Origin of the sequence: Sulfurospirillum deleyianum DSM 6946 (assembly GCF_000024885.1) — a bacterium.
In the GTDB taxonomy this organism is placed as follows: domain Bacteria; phylum Campylobacterota; class Campylobacteria; order Campylobacterales; family Sulfurospirillaceae; genus Sulfurospirillum; species Sulfurospirillum deleyianum.
In genome coordinates this window covers 367,306-386,682 of sequence record NC_013512.1, presented here as the reverse complement: position 1 = coordinate 386,682, position 19,377 = coordinate 367,306, and the positions used below count along the sequence as shown (strand labels likewise).

Genomic DNA, 19,377 nt, shown 5'->3' with positions numbered 1-19,377 from the left:
ACTATTTTACTTCACTGCGTAGCGCTTTAATTTCCTCGATAAGAGCATAATGATGTTGTTTCTTTTCTTCTAAAAAGACAACCTTCTCCTCTTTGATTTTGGTAAATTGACTCACCAAACGCTCGTAATCTTTGCTTAAAAAGGTATGTTTCGTATTCATCATGTTTTCAAGCTCGTAGAGATGAAATGCCATTCGAAGACGCTCTTTAATCTCATCTAATTTTGGCTGATACAAAGAGAACTTGGTGGGATTTTCCTCGTAGAGTTTACGTGATTTTTCGATTTTATTTTCCAAAAATGCCACACACACTTCCGTCGCATTCTGATAGTTAAAGCTCACGGCACTGGAGAGGTGGTTAAATTCGGAGCTAATTTTGGCATACGAACTTGCTATCTCATCACTAAACGCTTTCAAAATGGTCTCATACGCTTTTGAAGCAAAACGACGCATATTGGCAAACTCAATGTCTGAGTGAATCTCCTCACGTTTTCGAATCACCTCGTAGGGAGCTTGCCACGCTACAATACCTGCTTCAAACGAGCGATAAATCTGCGCATTTTTCTCATTCACTTCGTTTTGAATATCGCCTAAATTGCGTACGTATTGTTTAAACATTTTACCAATCAAATTCTCTTCGTAAAACAAGCTTTTATAAATCAAATCAGAGTTAATCTTAGGCGCTTGATACTCAAAAGGCGTATAGCACACATGCTTTTTCAGTAATCCCTCTTTGTGCGCCTCGTAACGTACCAATTTCTCAGTGGTTATTTGATTGAAAATGGCATCCGCAATGGTATCAATAATCTGTTCAATGCGCATAAACGCACTCTTTAAATCATGTGAAAATTGACTTTTAAGATTACCAAACAACCCTTTTGCCTCTGCTTCAAACCGAACAATCTCTTCTAAGAGTTCATCATAAATCCCTAAGAAAAGCTCATGTTGCGCCATCAATTTTGAAGTTATCTCTTCCATCTCTTTGGTGATGGTAAACTCTTTAGATTGGGTCGCTTTGGGTTGGATTTCATTTCGAATAAACGCTAAAACTTTATCAATATTAGACGCTTCTAAAAGCTTCATATTGGCACGTAAATCGCTTTGCAAAATGGTATCCAATCCTTGTTGATACGCCTTAAAATCATCTTCAATCATTTGAAAATCAATCGTTTCACCGCTTTTTTCTAGCTTTACATGTAACTCACTCATAAAGTCATCTAAGCACGTTTGCATCATCACTTTTTTATCATGACTGCGTGATTCTAAAGCTTGACGTGCGGAGATGGGAATCACATCGCTAAAGAATTTTTGAAAAGCACTTTTGACATAGGTGGTTGTCTCTTCCACTTGCTCTTTGGTAAATTTATCTTTTTGGTTTAAAACACACAATGATTTGTTTTGATATTTACCCAAATACTCCTCTAAGACCTGAAGTTCACTCATTTTTCCCGCATTATCAATCAAAGTGAGCCAGATAATCCCATCGACCTCTTTGAGCACTTTTTCTGTCGTTTGTGTATCACTCGCCGCTTGTGAGTTAAGCCCTGGAGTATCGACAAAAACCACATCTTTTAAAATATTCAAAGGTGCATATAAGACCAAATAAGCAATATCTTCCACAGAGCCTCTTTGGTCGGTAAAATGAGAAATATTGCTAATATCGTGGTATTCATCCCTCCCATCTTTGTAGCGCACACGAATTTTAAACTCTTCCCCGTAGCGGATATAATTGACCTTAGATGTTACAGGTGTAATCCCTGTGGGTAAGATGCTTTTAGCAAGTAAGGCATTTAAAAAAGTCGATTTTCCACTGGAAAACTGCCCTGTAATCGCCACTTTCATCGGTTCTTCGGAACGCATTTGAAGACGGTCTAGCGCTTTTTTAAGTTGCAAAGAAGGCGAATGACGCTCTGCTAAAAGCAGATACTGCGCTTTTTTAAGTAAGCCTAGAAGTGTCGTATCAAACTGTGGAATCGGCTTTAAAAAATGTGTTTTATACGCTTCGATAAACGTTTCTAAAAGGCTCATTTTTCCTCCTTAAGTCTGCGCAAATCTTCTAACACAACGCCCATCACTCGCTCTTTTTCCTGAATCTCCCCAATACGAGCCTCTTTAGTGTGCGTTACATCTTGCATCTGAGCCATCGCCGTTTCAATCAATGCCTCTTTGCTTAAAAAATGCTCTTCAATACGCACCGCAGGGGCTTGAGAAACCTTAAGAAAAGAGCTTAATAGCCCTTGATTGATACTTTGAATTTTTTCCATGACCCGTTCTTTTAAGTGTGAGAACTCTTTGCCTAAGCGTTCATCCAACGCTACATTTAAAGCACTCCCATCGCTTTTTCCGTAGGCTCTAATCGCATCATTCACCTCCGCAATCAACACTGCGCTGTTTTTAAAAAGTGATAAAGAAGATAAATGGGCTTCGCAAAACGCTTGCGCATCAAGGAAAACTCCCTCTTCTTCTTTAAATTCTCCGTATTTGGTATCCAAATACTCCACGATATTTTGCATCTTTTTTTGAAACTCATAACGATAATCCCGCATCAAATCAATCATGCCATCTTTCATTGCCGTTTCAATAATGGAGCCAATGCGCTCCTCTTTAGGCAATTTTTTATGCTTACTCACTTCATAACTAACATCATCACTGATGCGACGTTTAAGGACATTTTGCAATGTGCTTAAACGATGAGTCGCAAAAGTTTGTAGGGTCATAAAATAATGACGCATCTCCTCTTGACTTTGAGCAACACTGCTTTTAATCTGCTCTAAAAAGTGCATCATCGCCTTTTTATCTTCTTGATGTTTGAGATACGCTCTTTCTATTTCTTCTTGCGAAAGCGTTAAAAAATGCTGCTCTTCTTCAAACGCTTTAAGCGTTTCATCCATGATGGATTCTATCTCTTTTTGATTCGAAGCGATAATCAAATGCGCTTTTTGGCTGTTACTACCAAAGAGAACCTCTTCAAGATAAGATTCTACGAGCGGTAAGCCTGTTTGCTCCATATCATAGCCTAGCTTTAACGCCTCCTCAGCATGTCCTAATTTATGCATTAACGCCAATTTCCCAGCAATAGGAATAAAAACAATTTTAGCAATCACTTCATCAAGTTTAGCGCCTTTATTTTGCTCTTTTAAACGTGCCTCTATACTACATTTGGTATACGCAATGACCTCTTGTAACTCTTTTTGCGTAATGACATCAATACGGGTAATCACCACCAACAGTTGTGCTACATTACGGTATAAAAGTGCGTCAATGATAAAATCAACATCTTTTTGCGTTGCCGCTTGTGCAGCATTCATCAAATGAATCATCAAATCACATTCGCTTAAATACTCTAAGGTAATCTCTTCACGCTGAATCACAGGGTCATCTAAGCCAGGGGTATCGACAATTTGCACCCCATCTTGCACAAACTTAAGGTCGGTATAAAGCTCAACGCTTTTCACTAAATTGCACTTTTTATCAGAATGTTTCGCAGAGGTATAAAGGACCAAATCATGAACGCCAATGCGCTCACTCTGTCCTTCTTTGGTTACAAAGGTATGAAGTTTCTCTCCAAAATGCGCTTGACTCTCTTTAACAAAGGCTTCAAGGCTTTTAAGACTTTTGGAGCTTTCCTCAATATTCGCCCACTCTTTTTCATTCCAAAAATTCACAACAGCGTAAGGCTCTTTGGCGTATTTAATCACCGTTAAATTAGCCGTTTCAGGCACCACCGCCGTCCCTAAAACCTCTTGCCCTAAAAGCGCATTGAGCATGGTTGATTTGCCCGCATTCATCACGCCCGTAATACCAATAGAAAAACGCTGATCTTCTAAGCGCTCAGAGATTACATGTAAGCGCTCTTTTAAACGTGAATTTTCTACTAAAAGCAGGAGATTTTCTATTGCGGTATGAAGTCCATTAATAGCGGTTTTATAGTAATTTTCATGGGTAGTCGCACGCTTTACATGTAAAGATGTTGTCACCACCTTTTTCTCTTCAATCAATGCAAAGAGTCCTTGGAGAAAACGCATCGTATCATACGAGATAATCCCCTCTTTTTGTAAAATATCCAAGCGTTTCGCAATGGCTTCGTTCACCCGTAGATTGCCTAAAGCAATACAATAAGAGAGGAGTTTAAATTGGGCAGTTTGTAGGTTTTTATCGCTAAAGACAGCTTCTTCAAACCATGTTTTCAAAAGAGATTTTGGTTCTTCAAGGAGTGCCATATTGGCAAAATTCTGCGAATTAATAATCAATAAAATGACAACACCATCACAAAAATTATCAAACGTCTTGGAGAGATTTTGATTGAGTTTGAGCATGTCATTCTCATCAAAAACAACATTTTTAGCAGGTTTTTCGTTCCAAACGAGTAAGAAAAAATCATTAATGATATGCATGGGATACTATCTTTAAAGTTTTGTTGAGACTCTATAACACTGGTTGGTTTTAAAAGAGCCTTGGTATTATAGCTGTCTAGTTCGTAATTAAAGCAAAAATATAAGATTAAATCGTCGATGTTAAGGGATAAGACAGGTGTCTTACCCCTTGTTTATTTAAAAAGAAACCTTACTTGCGAAGCGCAACGAGTTTTCTTCTCATATAAGCAATTTTAGTTTGAAGTGGTAAGTGTTTTGGACAGTTGTCTTCACATGCCACAAGGCTCATACAACCAAAAACACCATCATCATCACCTACAAGCTCGTAGAAGTCTTCATCGGTTCTCTCATCATGTGGATCCATTGCAAAACGAGCTACACGGTTCAAACCAACGGCACCAATAAAGTTTGGACGCATCAATTTTGTACCACACGCTGCCACACAAATACCACACTCAATACAACGATCAAGCTCAAAGGTCTCATCAGCAAGTTTTGGATCCATTGGTGCTTCAAGTTTAGAGATGTCTGGTTGATGATTGGTATGAATCCAACTCTCAACACGTTTACTCATATCGTTCATCCAGTTACCTGTATCAACAGATAAATCTTTAATCAATTTAAACGCTGGCATAGGCATAAGCTGAATAATACCATCTTTAAAATCTTTCGTTAACGTACGGCACGCCAATTTTGGAGTACCGTTCACCATCATACCACAACTACCGCAGATACCTGCACGGCATACGAAGTCAAAAGAAAGATCAGCATCCATTGTCTCACGAATTTTTGTCAGCGCAATAAAAAGAGTCATACCATCCGTTTCTTCAAGTTTGTACTCTGCAAAGTGCGCTTTGGAAAGTTTTGATTGTGGGTTATATTTCATAGCCCTTATGGTAATAGTTCTACTCATTTTGCATCTCCAAATCTCTCATTTTTAGCTTTATAGTATGGTTGAAGCTCAAATGGCATAAGCGCTTCTTGAATTGCGTGTCTGTCTTTACCAGCAGCTTCCATCTCTTCACGAATTTTATCCACTTGCTCTTGTCTTTGTGCACTGATTGGGTTTTCAATGATGTTACCTTTAACACCATAACCACGGAATGCTGGTGGGATTTCCATTTTCATAATGTCAAGGTCTTCATACTCGACAACAGGCAATGTATCGCCATCTTTCCATGATGTCAATGTACGTTTCAACCAATTCACGTCATCACGCTTCAAGTAATCTTCTCTATAGTGTGCACCACGGCTCTCAGTTCTATCACGTGCGCCCACAGCAACACACAATGCCAATTTAAGCATCATAGGAACACGGTACGCTTCTTCTAATTCAGGGTTCGCTGAACGTGTTTTAGATTTGATAGTAACATCGTGAGATTTTTTAAGAAGCTCTTCAAGCTCATTCACTGCCTCAGCCAAACCTTTACCATCACGGAAAATCGCACATTTTTCCCACATAACGTCACGCATTCTGTTTTTGATTTCAAAAATGTTGTATTTACCTTTGTTATTTAACAAATGGTCAATAAAATCACTCTGTTTTTTCAATGCTTTTTCAATAGTCGCAGTATTGACATTGACTTCATTTGCCAAACAATACTCAGCAAAATAATCACCTACGATCATACCCGCAACAACGGTCTCACTAACTGAGTTACCACCAAGACGGTTAAATCCGTGCATATCCCAACATGCCGCTTCTCCTGCTGAGAAAAGACCTGCAAGGGTTGGAGACTCACCGGTTGCTTTAGTTCTAATACCACCCATGGAGTAGTGTTGCATTGGAAGAACAGGCGCCCAACCTTTTGGACCTTCATCCGCAGGGTCAATACCATTAAAGATTTGACAAATTTCTTGTACATCTCTTAGGTTTCTCTCAATGTGTGCACGACCAAGGATAGAGATATCTAACCATAAATGCTCACCGTATGGAGATTTAACACCTTTACCTTTACGGATGTGTTCCATCATACGACGGCTTACAACGTCACGGCTTGCTAATTCTTTTTTCTCTGGCTCATAATCTGGCATAAAACGGTGACCATCAACGTCACGCAAAATTCCACCATCTCCACGACAACCTTCTGTTAAAAGGATACCTGATGGAACGATTGGGGTTGGGTGGAACTGTACCGCTTCCATGTTACCGAGTTTTGCGACACCCGTTTCAAGAGCAATCGCAGCACCGATACCATCACAAATAACCGCATTGGTTGTTTGTTTGTAAAGTCTGCCGTAACCTCCCGTTGCGATTAGGGTACCTTTAGCGACGTACGCCCAAAGCTCACCTGTCACAAGGTCTCTTACAACAGCACCGTAACAACGGTTGTTTTCATGAATTAAAGCAATCGCTTCTTTTCTATCTTCAATGTTAACACCGTGTTTTAAAGACTCATTCGCAACCGCAAACAACATGGTGTGACCTGTTGCATCTGCGGTATAACAGGTTCTCCATTTTTTGGTACCACCAAAGTCACGTGAGTGAATCATGCCATGAACTTCTTCATCTTCTACAATGGTTGTTCTCTCAGCATTGATAATTGCTTCACGAGGACCTTTTGAAATTCTAGTCCAAGGCACGCCCCAACCAGCAAGTTCACGAATCGCTTTAGGTGCTACGGTTACGAACATACGTGCAACGTCTTGATCACAACCCCAGTCACTACCTTTTACAGTATCTGCGAAGTGAACATCTTCGTTGTCTCCACGGCTCATTTTTGAGTTACCAATACTTGCTTGCATACCACCTTGTGCCGCAGCAGAGTGTGATCTCTTAACTGGACAAAGACTTAAAACTGTTGTGCTAAGACCTTTTGATTGCGTTGCAATCGCCGCTCTAAGACCCGCTAAACCACCACCGATAACCAGTGCATCACAATATTTTACGTTCATAATTACGCCCTAACCTTCTGATCAATTCTTAGTTCTAGTTGTGCTGTTGGTTTAAATTCATCAACATGACCATTGCTATATTCATAACCATATTTCACATATGCAGCAAGTGTTAAAAGTCCTAGTGCTAAGAAAAATGTTGTTACAGCCCATTTAACTTTTTTCAATTTTTTACGAGATTCTTTGACGTTCTCACCTTCAAACCAACCCCATTTAACACAAAGACGATACAAACCAATACCACCGTGAAATTCAACGGCTAAAAGAAGAAGAAGATAAAATGGCCACATCACATCAGCGTACATTCTCTCAGATGAACCGTATGGTCCAATCTCATCTGCTTTCACTGCCATCATTAAAAGGTGAGCAGAACCTAAGAAGAACATTGCAAAACCAGTAAACGCTTGTGTAAACCACATCGTTGTGTCATCATGTTTCATCATGCCCATGTGTGTTTTATACGCTTGATATTGTCTAAATGTAATAGGCAATTTTCTCATACCAAGCATAGCGTGTACGATAAAGATAGCAAATACGAACAATACAATCGCAGAAACAACCCAAGGTTGTGGTTCACTAAAGAACATACTACCTTCAAACATTTTGGTTATCGTGTGCATAAAATCTTTGCTAATCAAAATAGTTGAAACAAAGAACATATGTCCCCACATAAACAAACCTAAGAATAGACCAGTCGCACTTTGAATATAATCAAGCTTCGCTGGAACTCTACTCTTTTTCCCCTCAATACTTGTACCTAAGAAACCTTCAAGTAGGTCATTCACATTTTATCCTTTTTGTGAAGTTTGGTAAACACCCATAAAAATACCTCAACGTATCTTTATGGGTGGTCACATCTTCTTTGAAATTTTCTTGTTTCTAGCCACCGCAACGCAGATGCTCACTCACGCTCAACACTTACTTCATTCTTAATGAGTGAAATTATAATATATGCAGGGGGATTTAAAAGGGATTTTTTTATCCCTTTTGACCTCGTTTGATAATAAAAAAGTAGAGTAAAAGCCCACAAAAAGCCATTACAATCGAAAGTGCTTGTCCTTTACTCATCCAATTTCCATACACAAACCCAATTTGAAAATCAGGCTCTCTAAAAAACTCTGCAACAAAGCGTCCTATAGAGTACAAAAAGCCATAAAGTGCAATCAATTCACCGTCATATTTTTTGTAATTTCTGTAAAAATAAAGGAGCACAAAAACCATCAAACCTTCTAGCACAGCCTCGTATAATTGGGAAGGATGACGCAATACCCCATCGACATAAATCCCCCATGAAACCTCTGTGGGTCTACCGATAAGTTCTTGATTTAAAAAGTTGCCAATCCGTCCAAAAATATACCCCACAGGTACACTAATGGCGACCACATCCAGTAGCTTCCAGACATTAATTTTATATTTTAAGTTAAAAAACCATGTCCCTAGGAAAAAGCCCACAATCGCACCATGATAGCTCATCCCTCGAATCCCCACAAACGTACCATCCATAAAAGGGTTAAACATCTGCCACGGATGGGTTAGATAATAATCCACATGCGGATCATAAAAAAGAATGTAGCCAATCCGTGCGCCTAGCACAATGCCAATTTCTATCCAGATAAAATAACTCTCTAAAATCTGGTTGCTAAAGCCTACGTTTTCACGTTTAACGTACCACTTAGCAGTATAAAGTGCCCCAAGGAGCGCTAGCATATACATCAAGCCATACCAATGCACGGCAAAACCGCCTACTTTAAAAGCAACAGGGTCAAAATGTGTATAAATTTCATTCCAAAAAAGCATAAAAATCCTTACATGTAAAAGGAAAATTCTACCCGAAGAAGGTTGAGAAAGTCTTTAGAGGCTCTCTTTGAAGTTTAATCGCTCAAGCACAACTTGATTACGCCCATTCTCTTTAGCACGGTACAATGCCTCATCCACACGTACCATCATGCTCTTTTCATCATCTCCCTCATGAAAAGTTGCCACCCCAAAACTGGCTGTTTTCATCCCAACCTGTGAAAAGGAAAACGATGCAACGCATAAACGCAATTTTTCTGCTAACAAAGAGGCGTTTTCAAGGGGACTGTTGGGCAATAAAAGTAAAAACTCCTCCCCACCCCAACGCCCAAAAATATCTTCAGAGCGAATCTGTGCTTTAACGCATAAAGCAAACTCTTGCAAAATCGTGTCTCCCACTTGATGCCCATAGGTATCATTGACCGATTTAAATTTATCAATATCAAGCAAGATAATTGAAAAAGGCGTGTGATGTCGCCTTGCAATCGAAAGATGGTGCGCAAAGAGTTCATCCAATTTCAAACGATTGTAAAGTCCTGTGAGTCTATCGGTGATAGAGAGTTCTTCAACCCGTTTTTTATCGGTAATATCCGTTCGAATAGCGGTATATCCAATTAAAGAGTAATCTTCATCATACCGTGGCGCAATAATCGTCTCGACCCAATACGCACTGCCATCTTTATGTCTATTTTTAAGCTCACCTCTCCAAATCAAGCCACTTTTAATCGCCTTCCACATCTCTTCATACACCGAGGAAGGAACATCCGCATGACGTACAATCGAATGATTGGCACCAATGAGTTCTTCTTTAGAGTACCCTGAAATCTTACAAAATGCCTCACTGACCTCGGTAATCACACCCTTTAAATCGGTGGTTGAGATAATCACATGTTTATCAATCATACTTAAATATTTTTCCAATTTATATTTTGATCTTCGATAATTTGTAATATCACTCAAGGTTAACACTACTGCACTGACATTATCGTTATCATGCAAATAAAGAGGTGCTGCATTCATTTGCATCCACACAAGAGGATACCCCTCTCTTTGAATCCCCATAATAATGCCATTTTGTGACTCACCCGATCGCAAAACCTTCATAAAAGGAAGCTCTTCTGGTAAAAAAGAAGAACCATCCTCATGAAGGGCTTTCCATGGAAGCTCACTATTAAGTGTTCCAATCAGCGTCTTATTAAAAGAAGGTAATATCTTTTTTGCAGTATCGTTGCACTCTGTTATGACCCCTTCACGATTAATCACCATAACGCCTTCTTGCATCGTTTTAAAAAGAAGACGCACCCATGCTTCAGATTCAGAAAGCTGTTTTGTTTTTTCTTCCGCAATCTCATACGCACGGCTACGTGTACGTTGCAAAGCATACACCCATCCACTCAATAGTATGGAAAAAAGTATGCCAATAAAGACTTGAATATGAGGGAAATAATGATTTAATTGATTATGCAATACGCTATTGGCTTTAAAATAGAGTGTCCAATGGGTATCATTTGAGCTAAATACAACGGAACGCTCTAATCGAGGTGCGGTTAGTGTTGGATTTGAATTATATAACAGCGTCTCCTCGCTTAAAGATTCACAATCATACACTTCAAAACTCACTAACCCATCATTCGCTTTTAAAATATTTTCAAAAAAGGTATTGACTTTTATGGCGCTGTAAATAACCCCTTTTGCAGCAGCTAAACGCTCTGCCTCATTTTGAAGCGAATGATGACGATAGTAAAAAGGCATGTAAATAATAAACCCTTTTTTTTCGGAAGCTTGAGCTTGTTTCACAAATTCAATTTTTGGCGTAATGGTTACAGAACCTTTTTTTAAAGCCTTTTCGATTTTTTGCCTGCGCATCGCTTCAGAACCCATGTCATACCCTAAAATCTGTGCAGTTTGTTCCGTAAAAGGCTCAATATACGTAATGGGAAAGAGTGTTGAATGAGAAGATGAAGGGAAAATCTTATACTGTGCCATAGCACTGTCTTCTGCCATCTTTTTTTCGTATGCCTCTTTTTTTGAAGCTTCTACCAAAGGCACATACCCTAAAGCATAAAGACTTGGAAAATTAAGGGCTAATCCATGCATCTTTGCAAAGGTCTGCCACTCATTGCGAGTCATATTTTCTGAAGACAAGATAAACGCCGCACTGCTGTTTAAAAGCTGAACATGGGAGTCGAGTTCTTTTTGAATTAAAGCGGTTATCTCTTTTGAGGCAGCATCAAACCGTATCGCTTCAATCTTATCAATCCATTGATCACTTTTCCATGCAATCAATACGGAGAAAAACACGCCCACCAATAACACAACTAAGGGTAGAAATGAAAAAGTATACAAGCGCTTCAATGTTTGCACCATCGCTCCTCAAAAGTCCGTTAAGCGATTGTATCACAAAAGAAGAAAAACAACGCAGTAAAGAGGGTAAGGAGCGTTAAAACTCCTTACATGTAAAGCTTATTTCACCTGAATTTTTTTCACTTCAGCTTTTTCGATTTTAAGCTTTGGAAGTACGACTTCCAATACGCCATTTTCGCTACTGGCTTCAATATTTTCAACATCTACATTTTCAGGCAGAGCAAACGAGCGTTGGAATTTTCCATAACTGCTTTCTACTTTGTAATAGTCATTCTCTTTGCGCTCCTCTTTGAAGCTTCGCTCTCCTGAGATAATAATCTGATTTTCTTTAAGGTCGATGTGAATATCCTCTTTTTTCACCCCTGGCAAATCCACCTCAATATGGTAGGCAAACTCACCCTCACGGGTACTGACACTGGGACGAAACGCAGAGATGTCACCCTCTTCACTTTGAGTGCTCGGGTAGTAATTAAAAAGCCTACTTTCAAGTTCTCGTAACTCTTTAAAGGGATTGTAACGTGTGACTAACATGATGGACTCCTTTTCTTTTTTTGATAGCGGAAGTCTATTACATGTAAAAAAATATGTCTGCCACTTAAGTAGCACAGTTACTCTAAAGGCAGATGCTCCAGCAGGTTTTGAGAATCTTTAATGTAAATCTCTTTACGCTTAATATCAATAAGCCCCTCTTTTTTAAGCGATTGGAGGTTTCGGTTGAGCACTTTACGAACCGTGCCTATGAGGTTGGCGAGTTCATCATGGGAAAGATTATTGATGAGTTTGAGGGTTTGTTTGTCACCCTCTTTTTCAATGTTTTTCGCAATGAGCTTCACCAACCGTGTGGTCGTGTCATACAAGGATAAATCACTCGCTAAATTCTCCATCTCTCGTAGCTGTTTTGCCACGTAAGGAAAAAAGAGTTTGTTAAACGAGGGCTTCGTTTCTATCCACTCACGAAACAGCTCAATGGGAAATACCAGCAGTTTCACATCATCTAACGCCATCGCCATATTTTCATGCATTTTTCCATCCAAAAGGCTGACCACATCGTACATATCGCCTTTGGATAAAAGATACAAAATCTGCTCTTTGCCATTTTCAAAGTTAATTTGAGAGACTTTCACCCGCCCTTCTAAAAGAACAAAAAAGTGCTCCAAACACTCCTCAGGTCGCATCAGTACTTCGCCTTTTTTCACAAAACTCATGCGCCCAAAACGGGCAATGTCCTCTTGCAACTCTTGCTGAATCACCTCTAAAGCATACATCTACTCCACCTTTCCATCCACATACATCCACGCCTTACCAAAGCGTTTAAAACGAGAATGCTCAACGTGCACACCCTCACGTCCCTCTTGCACAAACGTGGCACGAAAAGAGACTTTGCCCACTTTATCGCTAAGTCCACCTTGCCACGTCTCTAAAACGCTCAAACCTGTCCACGCTAAGCCTTTACATGTAAAAGCAATCTCTTCTTTTAGCGTTTTACTTCGATAGCTTGGATGCGTGGTTTCAAAGAGATAATCGACTAATGAAAAGACAAACGCACTGTAACGAGAACGCATCAGCGCTTCGCAGGTTGGGGCGTTAAGGTGTTTATGATAGACTTCACAACACGCTTCGTAGGATTTTTCAGAGCCACAAGGGCACATATTTTTTATCATTTCAACTCTTTACATGTAAATTAGTATGAATTATACAAATTTTTTGGTTTTCAACCACTTCTATTCTTTGCTTAGGTACAATACTCGCTTATTTTTGTACTAGGTCTTTTGATGTTTTTACGCTTTCACACTTCACTGCATGCATGGCTTCCCATTATGGGGCTGAGCATTTGCGCGTTTATTTTTAACACCACCGAATTTGCGCCCATTAGCTTACTCACCACCATCGCGACAGATTTTAACATCAGCGAAGCGCAAACAGGCATGATGATGACCATCTACGCATGGATTGTTGCGACCATCTCACTCCCCTTAATGCTTTTAAGCAAAAATGTGGAGCGCAAATCGCTCTTACTAGGGATTTTGTTTTTTTTCATTCTCTCGCATCTGCTCTCCGCCTTCGCATGGAATTACACTATCTTAATGCTCTCACGCATAGGCATTGCTTTTTCACACGCTATTTTTTGGGCAATCACTGCTTCATTGGTTTACCGTTTAGCCCCCAAAGGACAAACCACGAAGGCACTTAGTTTTTTAGCCACGGGAAGCGCTTTGGCGATTGTTTTAGGCTTACCGCTAGGACGTATTATCGGTCAAGCATGGGGTTGGCGCTCTACGTTTGGAGTGATTGCCTTGCTAGGCGTATTGATGTTCTATTTCCTCTTTAAAACCCTGCCCACACTGCCGAGCCAAAATGCGGGCTCACTGAAAAGTTTGCCCATCCTCATGAAACGCCCCGCACTGATGGGCACGTATCTGCTCACGATTTTAGCCATTAGTGCTCATTTTACCGCCTACTCCTACATCGAGCCGTTTGTTATCCATGTCGCACACCTAGGAGAGCGCTTTGCCACGGCGGTTCTTTTTCTTTTTGGAATTGCAGGGCTTTTGGGAAGTATGCTCTTTGCACGACTACGACACAAACACCCCTTTGGACTGGTACTTTTTGCGTTGAGTGCGCTTATTTTCGCTGAAGCTTTCATGATGATGCTCTCTTTTCATGTTCTCTCTTTTAGTATTTTATCGCTCTTTTGGGGCATTGCTATTTGTTTGATTAGTTTAATTTTGCAGGTGAGTGTTTTAGAACTCGCCCCCGATGCCACCGATGTTGCGATGTCTTTGTATTCGGGTATTTATAACATTGGGATTGGCGGTGGAGCGTTCATTGGGGGATGGGTCATCAACTCGCTTGGGATGCAAAGTATCGGATACGTGGGTGCTTTATTTGGTGCACTAGCGTTAAGTCTTGCGATTTGGATTTGGAAACGCTATTTAATCGCTTAAAACATCTTTATATGTAAAGGTATTTTTTACTTCTCATCGCCTACATTTTCTAGAATTTGTGTGGTTAATTTTTAAGTTCTATAATAAATAATGGAAGGAGTTTTCTCAAATGAGAGTTTTACATGTAAAGAATTTAAAGTTTAGCTTCTTTTTTTATTATTAAAGATATGGTTGAAATTCTTCTTCATCAAAAGGAATAAAATCATTATGCCATTTTGTCACTAATTTACATAATAACTTTAGTTGTAATGGCGCTGTTAAATTAACCTTCTGTACATAAACATGCACATAATCTTTACCATTTAGATCTAATAACTTGTTGAAATCTTTTGCAAAAAACGCAGGACAATACCCTAGCAATTCAACAGGATCATCTTTTGTTCTTAGTGCTAAAGCAAATGGATCAGCTTCATTTTGAATATCCTGCAATAATAACAATGAATCATTTTTCTGTAAGCTTTCTAACCTATTAACATATCCAGGAGCAATATGACTGATTCCATGAGAAAAAAACAATACTTCATAATCTCCAGCCCCATTTTTTGTAGGGATAGGAAATAATTGTAGCTCATCAGTGGCTCTGATGCCTCTACTGCGTGATAGTTCCAAAAAATCATTGTATTCACCCTGAATATCTAACCAATTTAAATAATCTTCATACTCAGGTCTCGACTTTGAAAGAAGCCTATTTTTAAAAATTGGAAATAGTTCATTTGAAGAATATTTTTTAGTTAAGTCATTCATTTGACCAAATGGCACAAAATTTTTATCTTTTGCTCCATTCGTATAATTAAAAAAATAAGTATTATCTTTATACTCAATGCAAGCGACAGGAGTCCATGTTCTTGTCTGCGGATTTCGCCATACTAAACTTAATTTTTCAATCATTTAACAATGCCTCTTTCACTTCTAATAATCTCTTTTTATTTTCTTCTAACACTTTTATAGCAAACTCAATAGATATATTACTTATTAAATCTGGTGGTATCTTATCAAAAATATTTCTAACGTTTTCTAAATCTAAAGCTTCTAACTTTACTAGCCAAAACAATACAATTTCTTTATCAAAATTAGCACATAATTCAAATGCTTCCAATGTTGTTAACATTTTATCTTTATTGAAAAAAGGTGTTCGCGCTCTTTTTACAAAACTTTTAACTTGATAATTCTGATCTTTTGTTTGAAGTCTTTTAGTTTTTATTTCATCAGATTCTCTACACCCAAGACCCGATGCATGATCGTATGTTGGCGCTAAATATACTTTTGACTCATAAACAATAAATCCCCAATTTTCATGGTGTCTGTCACCATTAGAAATTAAACAATCTAACAAAATATAACTAATAAAGACATCCAAGCAAGAATTACACATTTCATTACTATAGCCTAATGGCAATTCTGCTTTTATATATTTTATAATTACTAAAACTCGTTTTAGTAAATAATCTCTTACTTTATACTCATTAATTGGGTAGTTATTATGAATTTTTGCAAGCAACTCATTGCCATGAATAAGCCTACCATTTTCTGGAACAAAACTTTCAGTTATCGTTCCTAATTTTTCATCCCATATCGCAAATTCATATTTTGCATGTGGGATGTCTAATAATTCACAAATATGTGAAACCACTACTTCAACCCAATTTTCTCCTGTACCTTCTCTACCAATTTTAAAAAGTTTTAATTTTTCATCAGTATCGTCTATAAACCAAAACTTACGTTTCGTTCCAAGTTGCTCTATCGACTCATATTTATGAGAAGGAATTTCAAAAATTGTAAATTTTTCCAAAAGACATACTTTTTTTAATTTTTATTCATACACTATACCTGAATATTTTAACAAGTAGTACACAATCTTCACTTACTTTACATGTAAAAAGAATTTACCCTTCTCTTAACGCCTTAGCAATCAATTCAATCGGGTTTTTGAAGATAACATCGACTTTTTGCTGATGCATCGCATCACTCAGTTGCATACGACACGCACTGCACTCTGCACTTACGTACACAGCCTCTGTTTCTTTAATCATCGCAGCCTTTGGAATTCCAGCGGCTTTGGCGAAGTGGTATTTTTCGGTTTGCATCGTAACACCACCAAAACCACAACAGCGATTCGGGTCACTCATCTCTTTGATGGTGTAGTTTTGGGAAATAAGATTGCGTGGTTCTTTCCAAACACCTTGCATTTTGCGTGCGTGGCATGGGTCATGATACGTAACGACTTCACTTTTACGTGCTTTGGTCGCTAAGATTTCAGCGAGGTTTGTTTTTTTCTCCAAATACTCCGTCGCCATAAAAATATGCGGACTAATCGCCTCTGCACGCTCTTTCCACTCAGGCTGGTCGTGAAAAAACTTCGCATAGTCCTCTTTAATCATCGCACTACAGGTCGCCTCAGGAATAATGATGGCGTCTAACTCATCTTTGAAGCCTTCAATATACTCGATATTAAATTTTGCCAAAGCATCCACACTGTCAAAATCACCCGTAAAGTATTGAGGAGCGCCACAGCATTTTTGTTGTTTTATGAGGTAAGCGTCTATTTGTAACTCTTTTAAAATCTCCAAAAGCGTTTTGCCCACATCGGTGTACATGTAATTGGCCAAACACCCAATGAAGATACCTACTTTTCCCTTACCACCATGATACACCACATCAGGATGGGAGTTTAAAAAGGTCTTTTTCGCAAGACTTGGAAAAAGTCTGTCCATCTTGATGAGTGGAAAGTCTCTAAGATACATCGACTTTTGCTTCTCCACCATCTTAAATCCACAGGTTTGAAACATGTACCCAAAACGTGCCAAAATATCCATAATCTTACGATTTCGAAGTAAGAAAAAGGCGAGTTTTTTATACCACGCTAAACCAAACTTTTTGCGAATGTCATTGCGCACCTGCTCAATGACCATATCCACAGGCAAATCATTAGGACACACAGAAGTACAATTCGTACACAAAAAACAGCTCTCAAAAATGTTTTTTGCGTTTTTATCCAGCTCCAAATCGCCACGCTGATAGGCGCTTAAAAGGTCTAAAAAACCTCTAGGACTGGTGACTTCATCACGGTTAATTTCGTGAATCGTACACACAGGAATACATTTACCGCACTTGACACAGGCATCGCTGGTTACATTAAATTGAAACATGTTTTACACCGTTTTACTGAAGCGTCGTTTATCTTCAGGGATTTTTTGTAAATAGGCATCAAAAGGCATCACAATATTACGAATCAGCAGTGTACCTGTGGGATTGACCAAAATCTTTTTACCCACTTTATCCACAACGACAAGCTCCTCTGCCTCAAAAGGTTTTAACGCTTCGATGGCATCGGCAAAATAGTCAAAGAAATCAATGCCAAAAGCTTCTTCAATGCCCGCAATGTTGAGTTTAAAGTTACTCATCATCTCCATAATGACCGCTTTTCGAAGCACATCATCCTCACTTAAAATCAACCCTCGATGTACAGGCAATTTCCCCGCATCAATGGCATTTTCATACGCATCCATCTCTTTAAAGTTTTGCACATAATGGCGCACACCCTCACCAATGCTGGTGAGGCCAATCCCAATCAAATCCGCCCCACCTTTGGTCGTGTAGCCCTGAAAATTACGGTGCAACTCCCCTTTTTCAATGGCAAGAAACAGCTCATCATCAGGTTTAGCGAAGTGATCCATGCCAATCATTTTATAGCCATTGGACTCCAAATAATCAATGGTATAGCGCATAATCGCTAGCTTGACACTTGGATGCGGAAGCGTGGTTTCATCAATCTTTCGCATCGATTTTTTCATCCACGGTACATGAGCGTAGTTAAAGACGGCTAGACGAGTAGGATCAAGCGAAACAGCTAGGCGTAAGGTCTCTTGAAACGTCTCAAAACTTTGGTAAGGAAGCCCATAAATCAAGTCCATATTAATCGACTTAATGCCTGAGCTTTTTGCCATGGTAACCGCATTTTGCGTAACATCATAAGGCTGAATACGGTGAATCGCCTTTTGCACCTCATCGTTAAAATCTTGAACCCCATAACTAACGCGATTAAACCCGTTAGATGTCAGCACATCTAACTGCTCTTTACTTAAAAAACGAGGGTCAATTTCACAGCTAATTTCCGCATCTTTGGCAAAATGTTTAAAATGCTTTTTAATCGCCTTTAAAATGCGCTCCAACTGCTCAGTACTAAAAAATGTCGGTGTTCCGCCACCAAAGTGCATCTGAATCACTTCACGGGATGTGTCAAGATGCTGGCTTAGCAGTTCTAACTCACGCTCTAAATAAGCAATGTAGCGCTCTTTTTTATCTTCCTTGCTGGTATAAACCACGTTACACCCACAAAAATAACAGGCACTTCTGCAAAAAGGAAGGTGAAAATACAAAGAGAGAGGGCGAGAGGAGTCTTGGTGTGCTAAAACCTCCTCGTAGCTTTTACATGTAAACCCTTCATTAAACTCAGGAGCTGTGGGATAACTCGTATAGCGTGGTCCCGCTTTGGAGTATTTGGCAAACTTTTCAAAATCAATCATGGCTGTCCTTAACGCTCTATGGTACTTATCACACTCGCACCCTCTGGTAAATAGAGGTCTTTTAAATCTAAGAAAAGATTGGGATGCTCTGTCTTAATCTTTTTTATCAAGGCATCAAAATCCATATCGCTTTTCTTACTCTTTTTTATCTCTTCCATTGCTACTGTCCATACATCGTGAAAATCAAGGGGCAAATGTTGCAAAATACTCTTTTCAAGCTTTAAAAAGAGTGTCTCTTTCTCTGCATTTTTAAAATGTTCTATCATTTTACTGAGTGTCTCGATAGAAAGAAGCGCATGCAATTTTCCTTTTTCATCGTACACTAACCATGGCTCTTTTTGACTCTCCCATGAACCACGTTTTAAACGCAAAAGCTTACTGTTTTCATCTTCATGAGGGAGAATCTCTAAAACGGTTTGCTCTTTTTGCTTGTTGAGGCTTAAGCCTTTAGAAATCTTCTCTATCATTTTGAACTCTTTTTTTCT

General features: G+C 39.0%; 16 protein-coding genes. 1 reads left to right on the top strand and 15 read right to left on the bottom strand.

What is annotated here, in order from left to right:
- Window position 1 precedes the first annotated feature (1 nt).
- The 10 genes from SDEL_RS02055 to SDEL_RS02010 form a co-directional block, all read right to left on the bottom strand.
- Complete coding sequence (locus SDEL_RS02055; protein ID WP_012856201.1) at window positions 2–2,026, bottom strand: dynamin family protein; 2,025 nt, start codon at window positions 2,024–2,026, stop codon at window positions 2–4.
- Window positions 2,023–4,392 (bottom strand): dynamin family protein, encoded by a 2,370-nt coding sequence (locus SDEL_RS02050; protein ID WP_012856200.1) that lies wholly within the window; start codon window positions 4,390–4,392, stop codon window positions 2,023–2,025. The genes SDEL_RS02055 and SDEL_RS02050 overlap by 4 nt, the downstream gene beginning before the upstream one ends.
- 169 nt (window positions 4,393–4,561) lie before the next feature.
- Window positions 4,562–5,284 (bottom strand): fumarate reductase iron-sulfur subunit, encoded by a 723-nt coding sequence (locus tag SDEL_RS02045; RefSeq protein WP_012856199.1) that lies wholly within the window; start codon window positions 5,282–5,284, stop codon window positions 4,562–4,564.
- Window positions 5,281–7,266, bottom strand: a complete 1,986-nt coding sequence (locus tag SDEL_RS02040) for a fumarate reductase flavoprotein subunit (protein WP_012856198.1) — start codon at window positions 7,264–7,266, stop codon at window positions 5,281–5,283. Before SDEL_RS02040 ends, SDEL_RS02045 begins: the two co-directional genes overlap by 4 nt.
- A 2-nt stretch (window positions 7,267–7,268) precedes the next feature.
- Window positions 7,269–8,051: a fumarate reductase cytochrome b subunit gene (locus SDEL_RS02035; RefSeq protein WP_012856197.1), complete on the bottom strand. Its 783-nt coding sequence runs from the start codon at window positions 8,049–8,051 to the stop codon at window positions 7,269–7,271.
- A 193-nt stretch (window positions 8,052–8,244) separates the two neighbouring features.
- A complete protein-coding gene (lgt, locus tag SDEL_RS02030) occupies window positions 8,245–9,063 on the bottom strand; it encodes a prolipoprotein diacylglyceryl transferase (protein ID WP_012856196.1) in 819 nt (272 codons plus the stop codon).
- 54 nt (window positions 9,064–9,117) lie between these two features.
- A complete protein-coding gene (locus SDEL_RS11605; RefSeq protein ID WP_012856195.1) occupies window positions 9,118–11,424 on the bottom strand; it encodes a sensor domain-containing diguanylate cyclase in 2,307 nt (768 codons plus the stop codon).
- Window positions 11,425–11,523: 99 nt separating this feature from the next.
- Complete coding sequence (locus SDEL_RS02020) at window positions 11,524–11,955, bottom strand: Hsp20/alpha crystallin family protein (RefSeq protein ID WP_012856194.1); 432 nt, start codon at window positions 11,953–11,955, stop codon at window positions 11,524–11,526.
- A 77-nt stretch (window positions 11,956–12,032) separates the two neighbouring features.
- The gene (locus SDEL_RS02015; protein ID WP_012856193.1) at window positions 12,033–12,689 is read right to left on the bottom strand and encodes a Crp/Fnr family transcriptional regulator; all 657 of its coding nucleotides are present in this window, start codon (window positions 12,687–12,689) and stop codon (window positions 12,033–12,035) included.
- The gene (locus tag SDEL_RS02010) at window positions 12,690–13,085 is read right to left on the bottom strand and encodes a YchJ family protein (RefSeq protein ID WP_012856192.1); all 396 of its coding nucleotides are present in this window, start codon (window positions 13,083–13,085) and stop codon (window positions 12,690–12,692) included. It abuts the gene before it with no gap.
- Between the two features lie 108 nt (window positions 13,086–13,193).
- On the opposite strand from SDEL_RS02010, the gene SDEL_RS02005 reads away from it, so the two are divergent.
- Window positions 13,194–14,369 carry a sugar transporter gene (locus tag SDEL_RS02005; protein WP_425352952.1) on the top strand — a complete coding sequence of 392 codons (1,176 nt, stop codon included), beginning with the start codon at window positions 13,194–13,196 and terminating at the stop codon, window positions 14,367–14,369.
- Between the two features lie 159 nt (window positions 14,370–14,528).
- Here the strand turns inward: SDEL_RS02005 and SDEL_RS02000 are convergent, their stop codons facing one another.
- From SDEL_RS02000 to SDEL_RS01980, 5 genes are all read right to left on the bottom strand, one after another.
- On the bottom strand, window positions 14,529–15,257 hold the full coding sequence (locus SDEL_RS02000; protein WP_012856190.1) for an HIRAN domain-containing protein: 729 nt from the start codon (window positions 15,255–15,257) through the stop codon (window positions 14,529–14,531).
- Window positions 15,250–16,158, bottom strand: coding sequence for a HipA domain-containing protein (locus tag SDEL_RS01995; protein ID WP_012856189.1), 909 nt, complete (start codon window positions 16,156–16,158; stop codon window positions 15,250–15,252). Before SDEL_RS01995 ends, SDEL_RS02000 begins: the two co-directional genes overlap by 8 nt.
- A 94-nt stretch (window positions 16,159–16,252) precedes the next feature.
- A complete protein-coding gene (locus SDEL_RS01990) occupies window positions 16,253–17,515 on the bottom strand; it encodes a (Fe-S)-binding protein (RefSeq protein ID WP_012856188.1) in 1,263 nt (420 codons plus the stop codon).
- A gap of 3 nt (window positions 17,516–17,518) precedes the next feature.
- Window positions 17,519–18,892, bottom strand: a complete 1,374-nt coding sequence (gene hemN, locus SDEL_RS01985; RefSeq protein WP_012856187.1) for an oxygen-independent coproporphyrinogen III oxidase — start codon at window positions 18,890–18,892, stop codon at window positions 17,519–17,521.
- 8 nt (window positions 18,893–18,900) lie between these two features.
- Window positions 18,901–19,359, bottom strand: coding sequence for a DUF2603 domain-containing protein (locus SDEL_RS01980; protein WP_223295827.1), 459 nt, complete (start codon window positions 19,357–19,359; stop codon window positions 18,901–18,903).
- Window positions 19,360–19,377 lie beyond the last annotated feature (18 nt).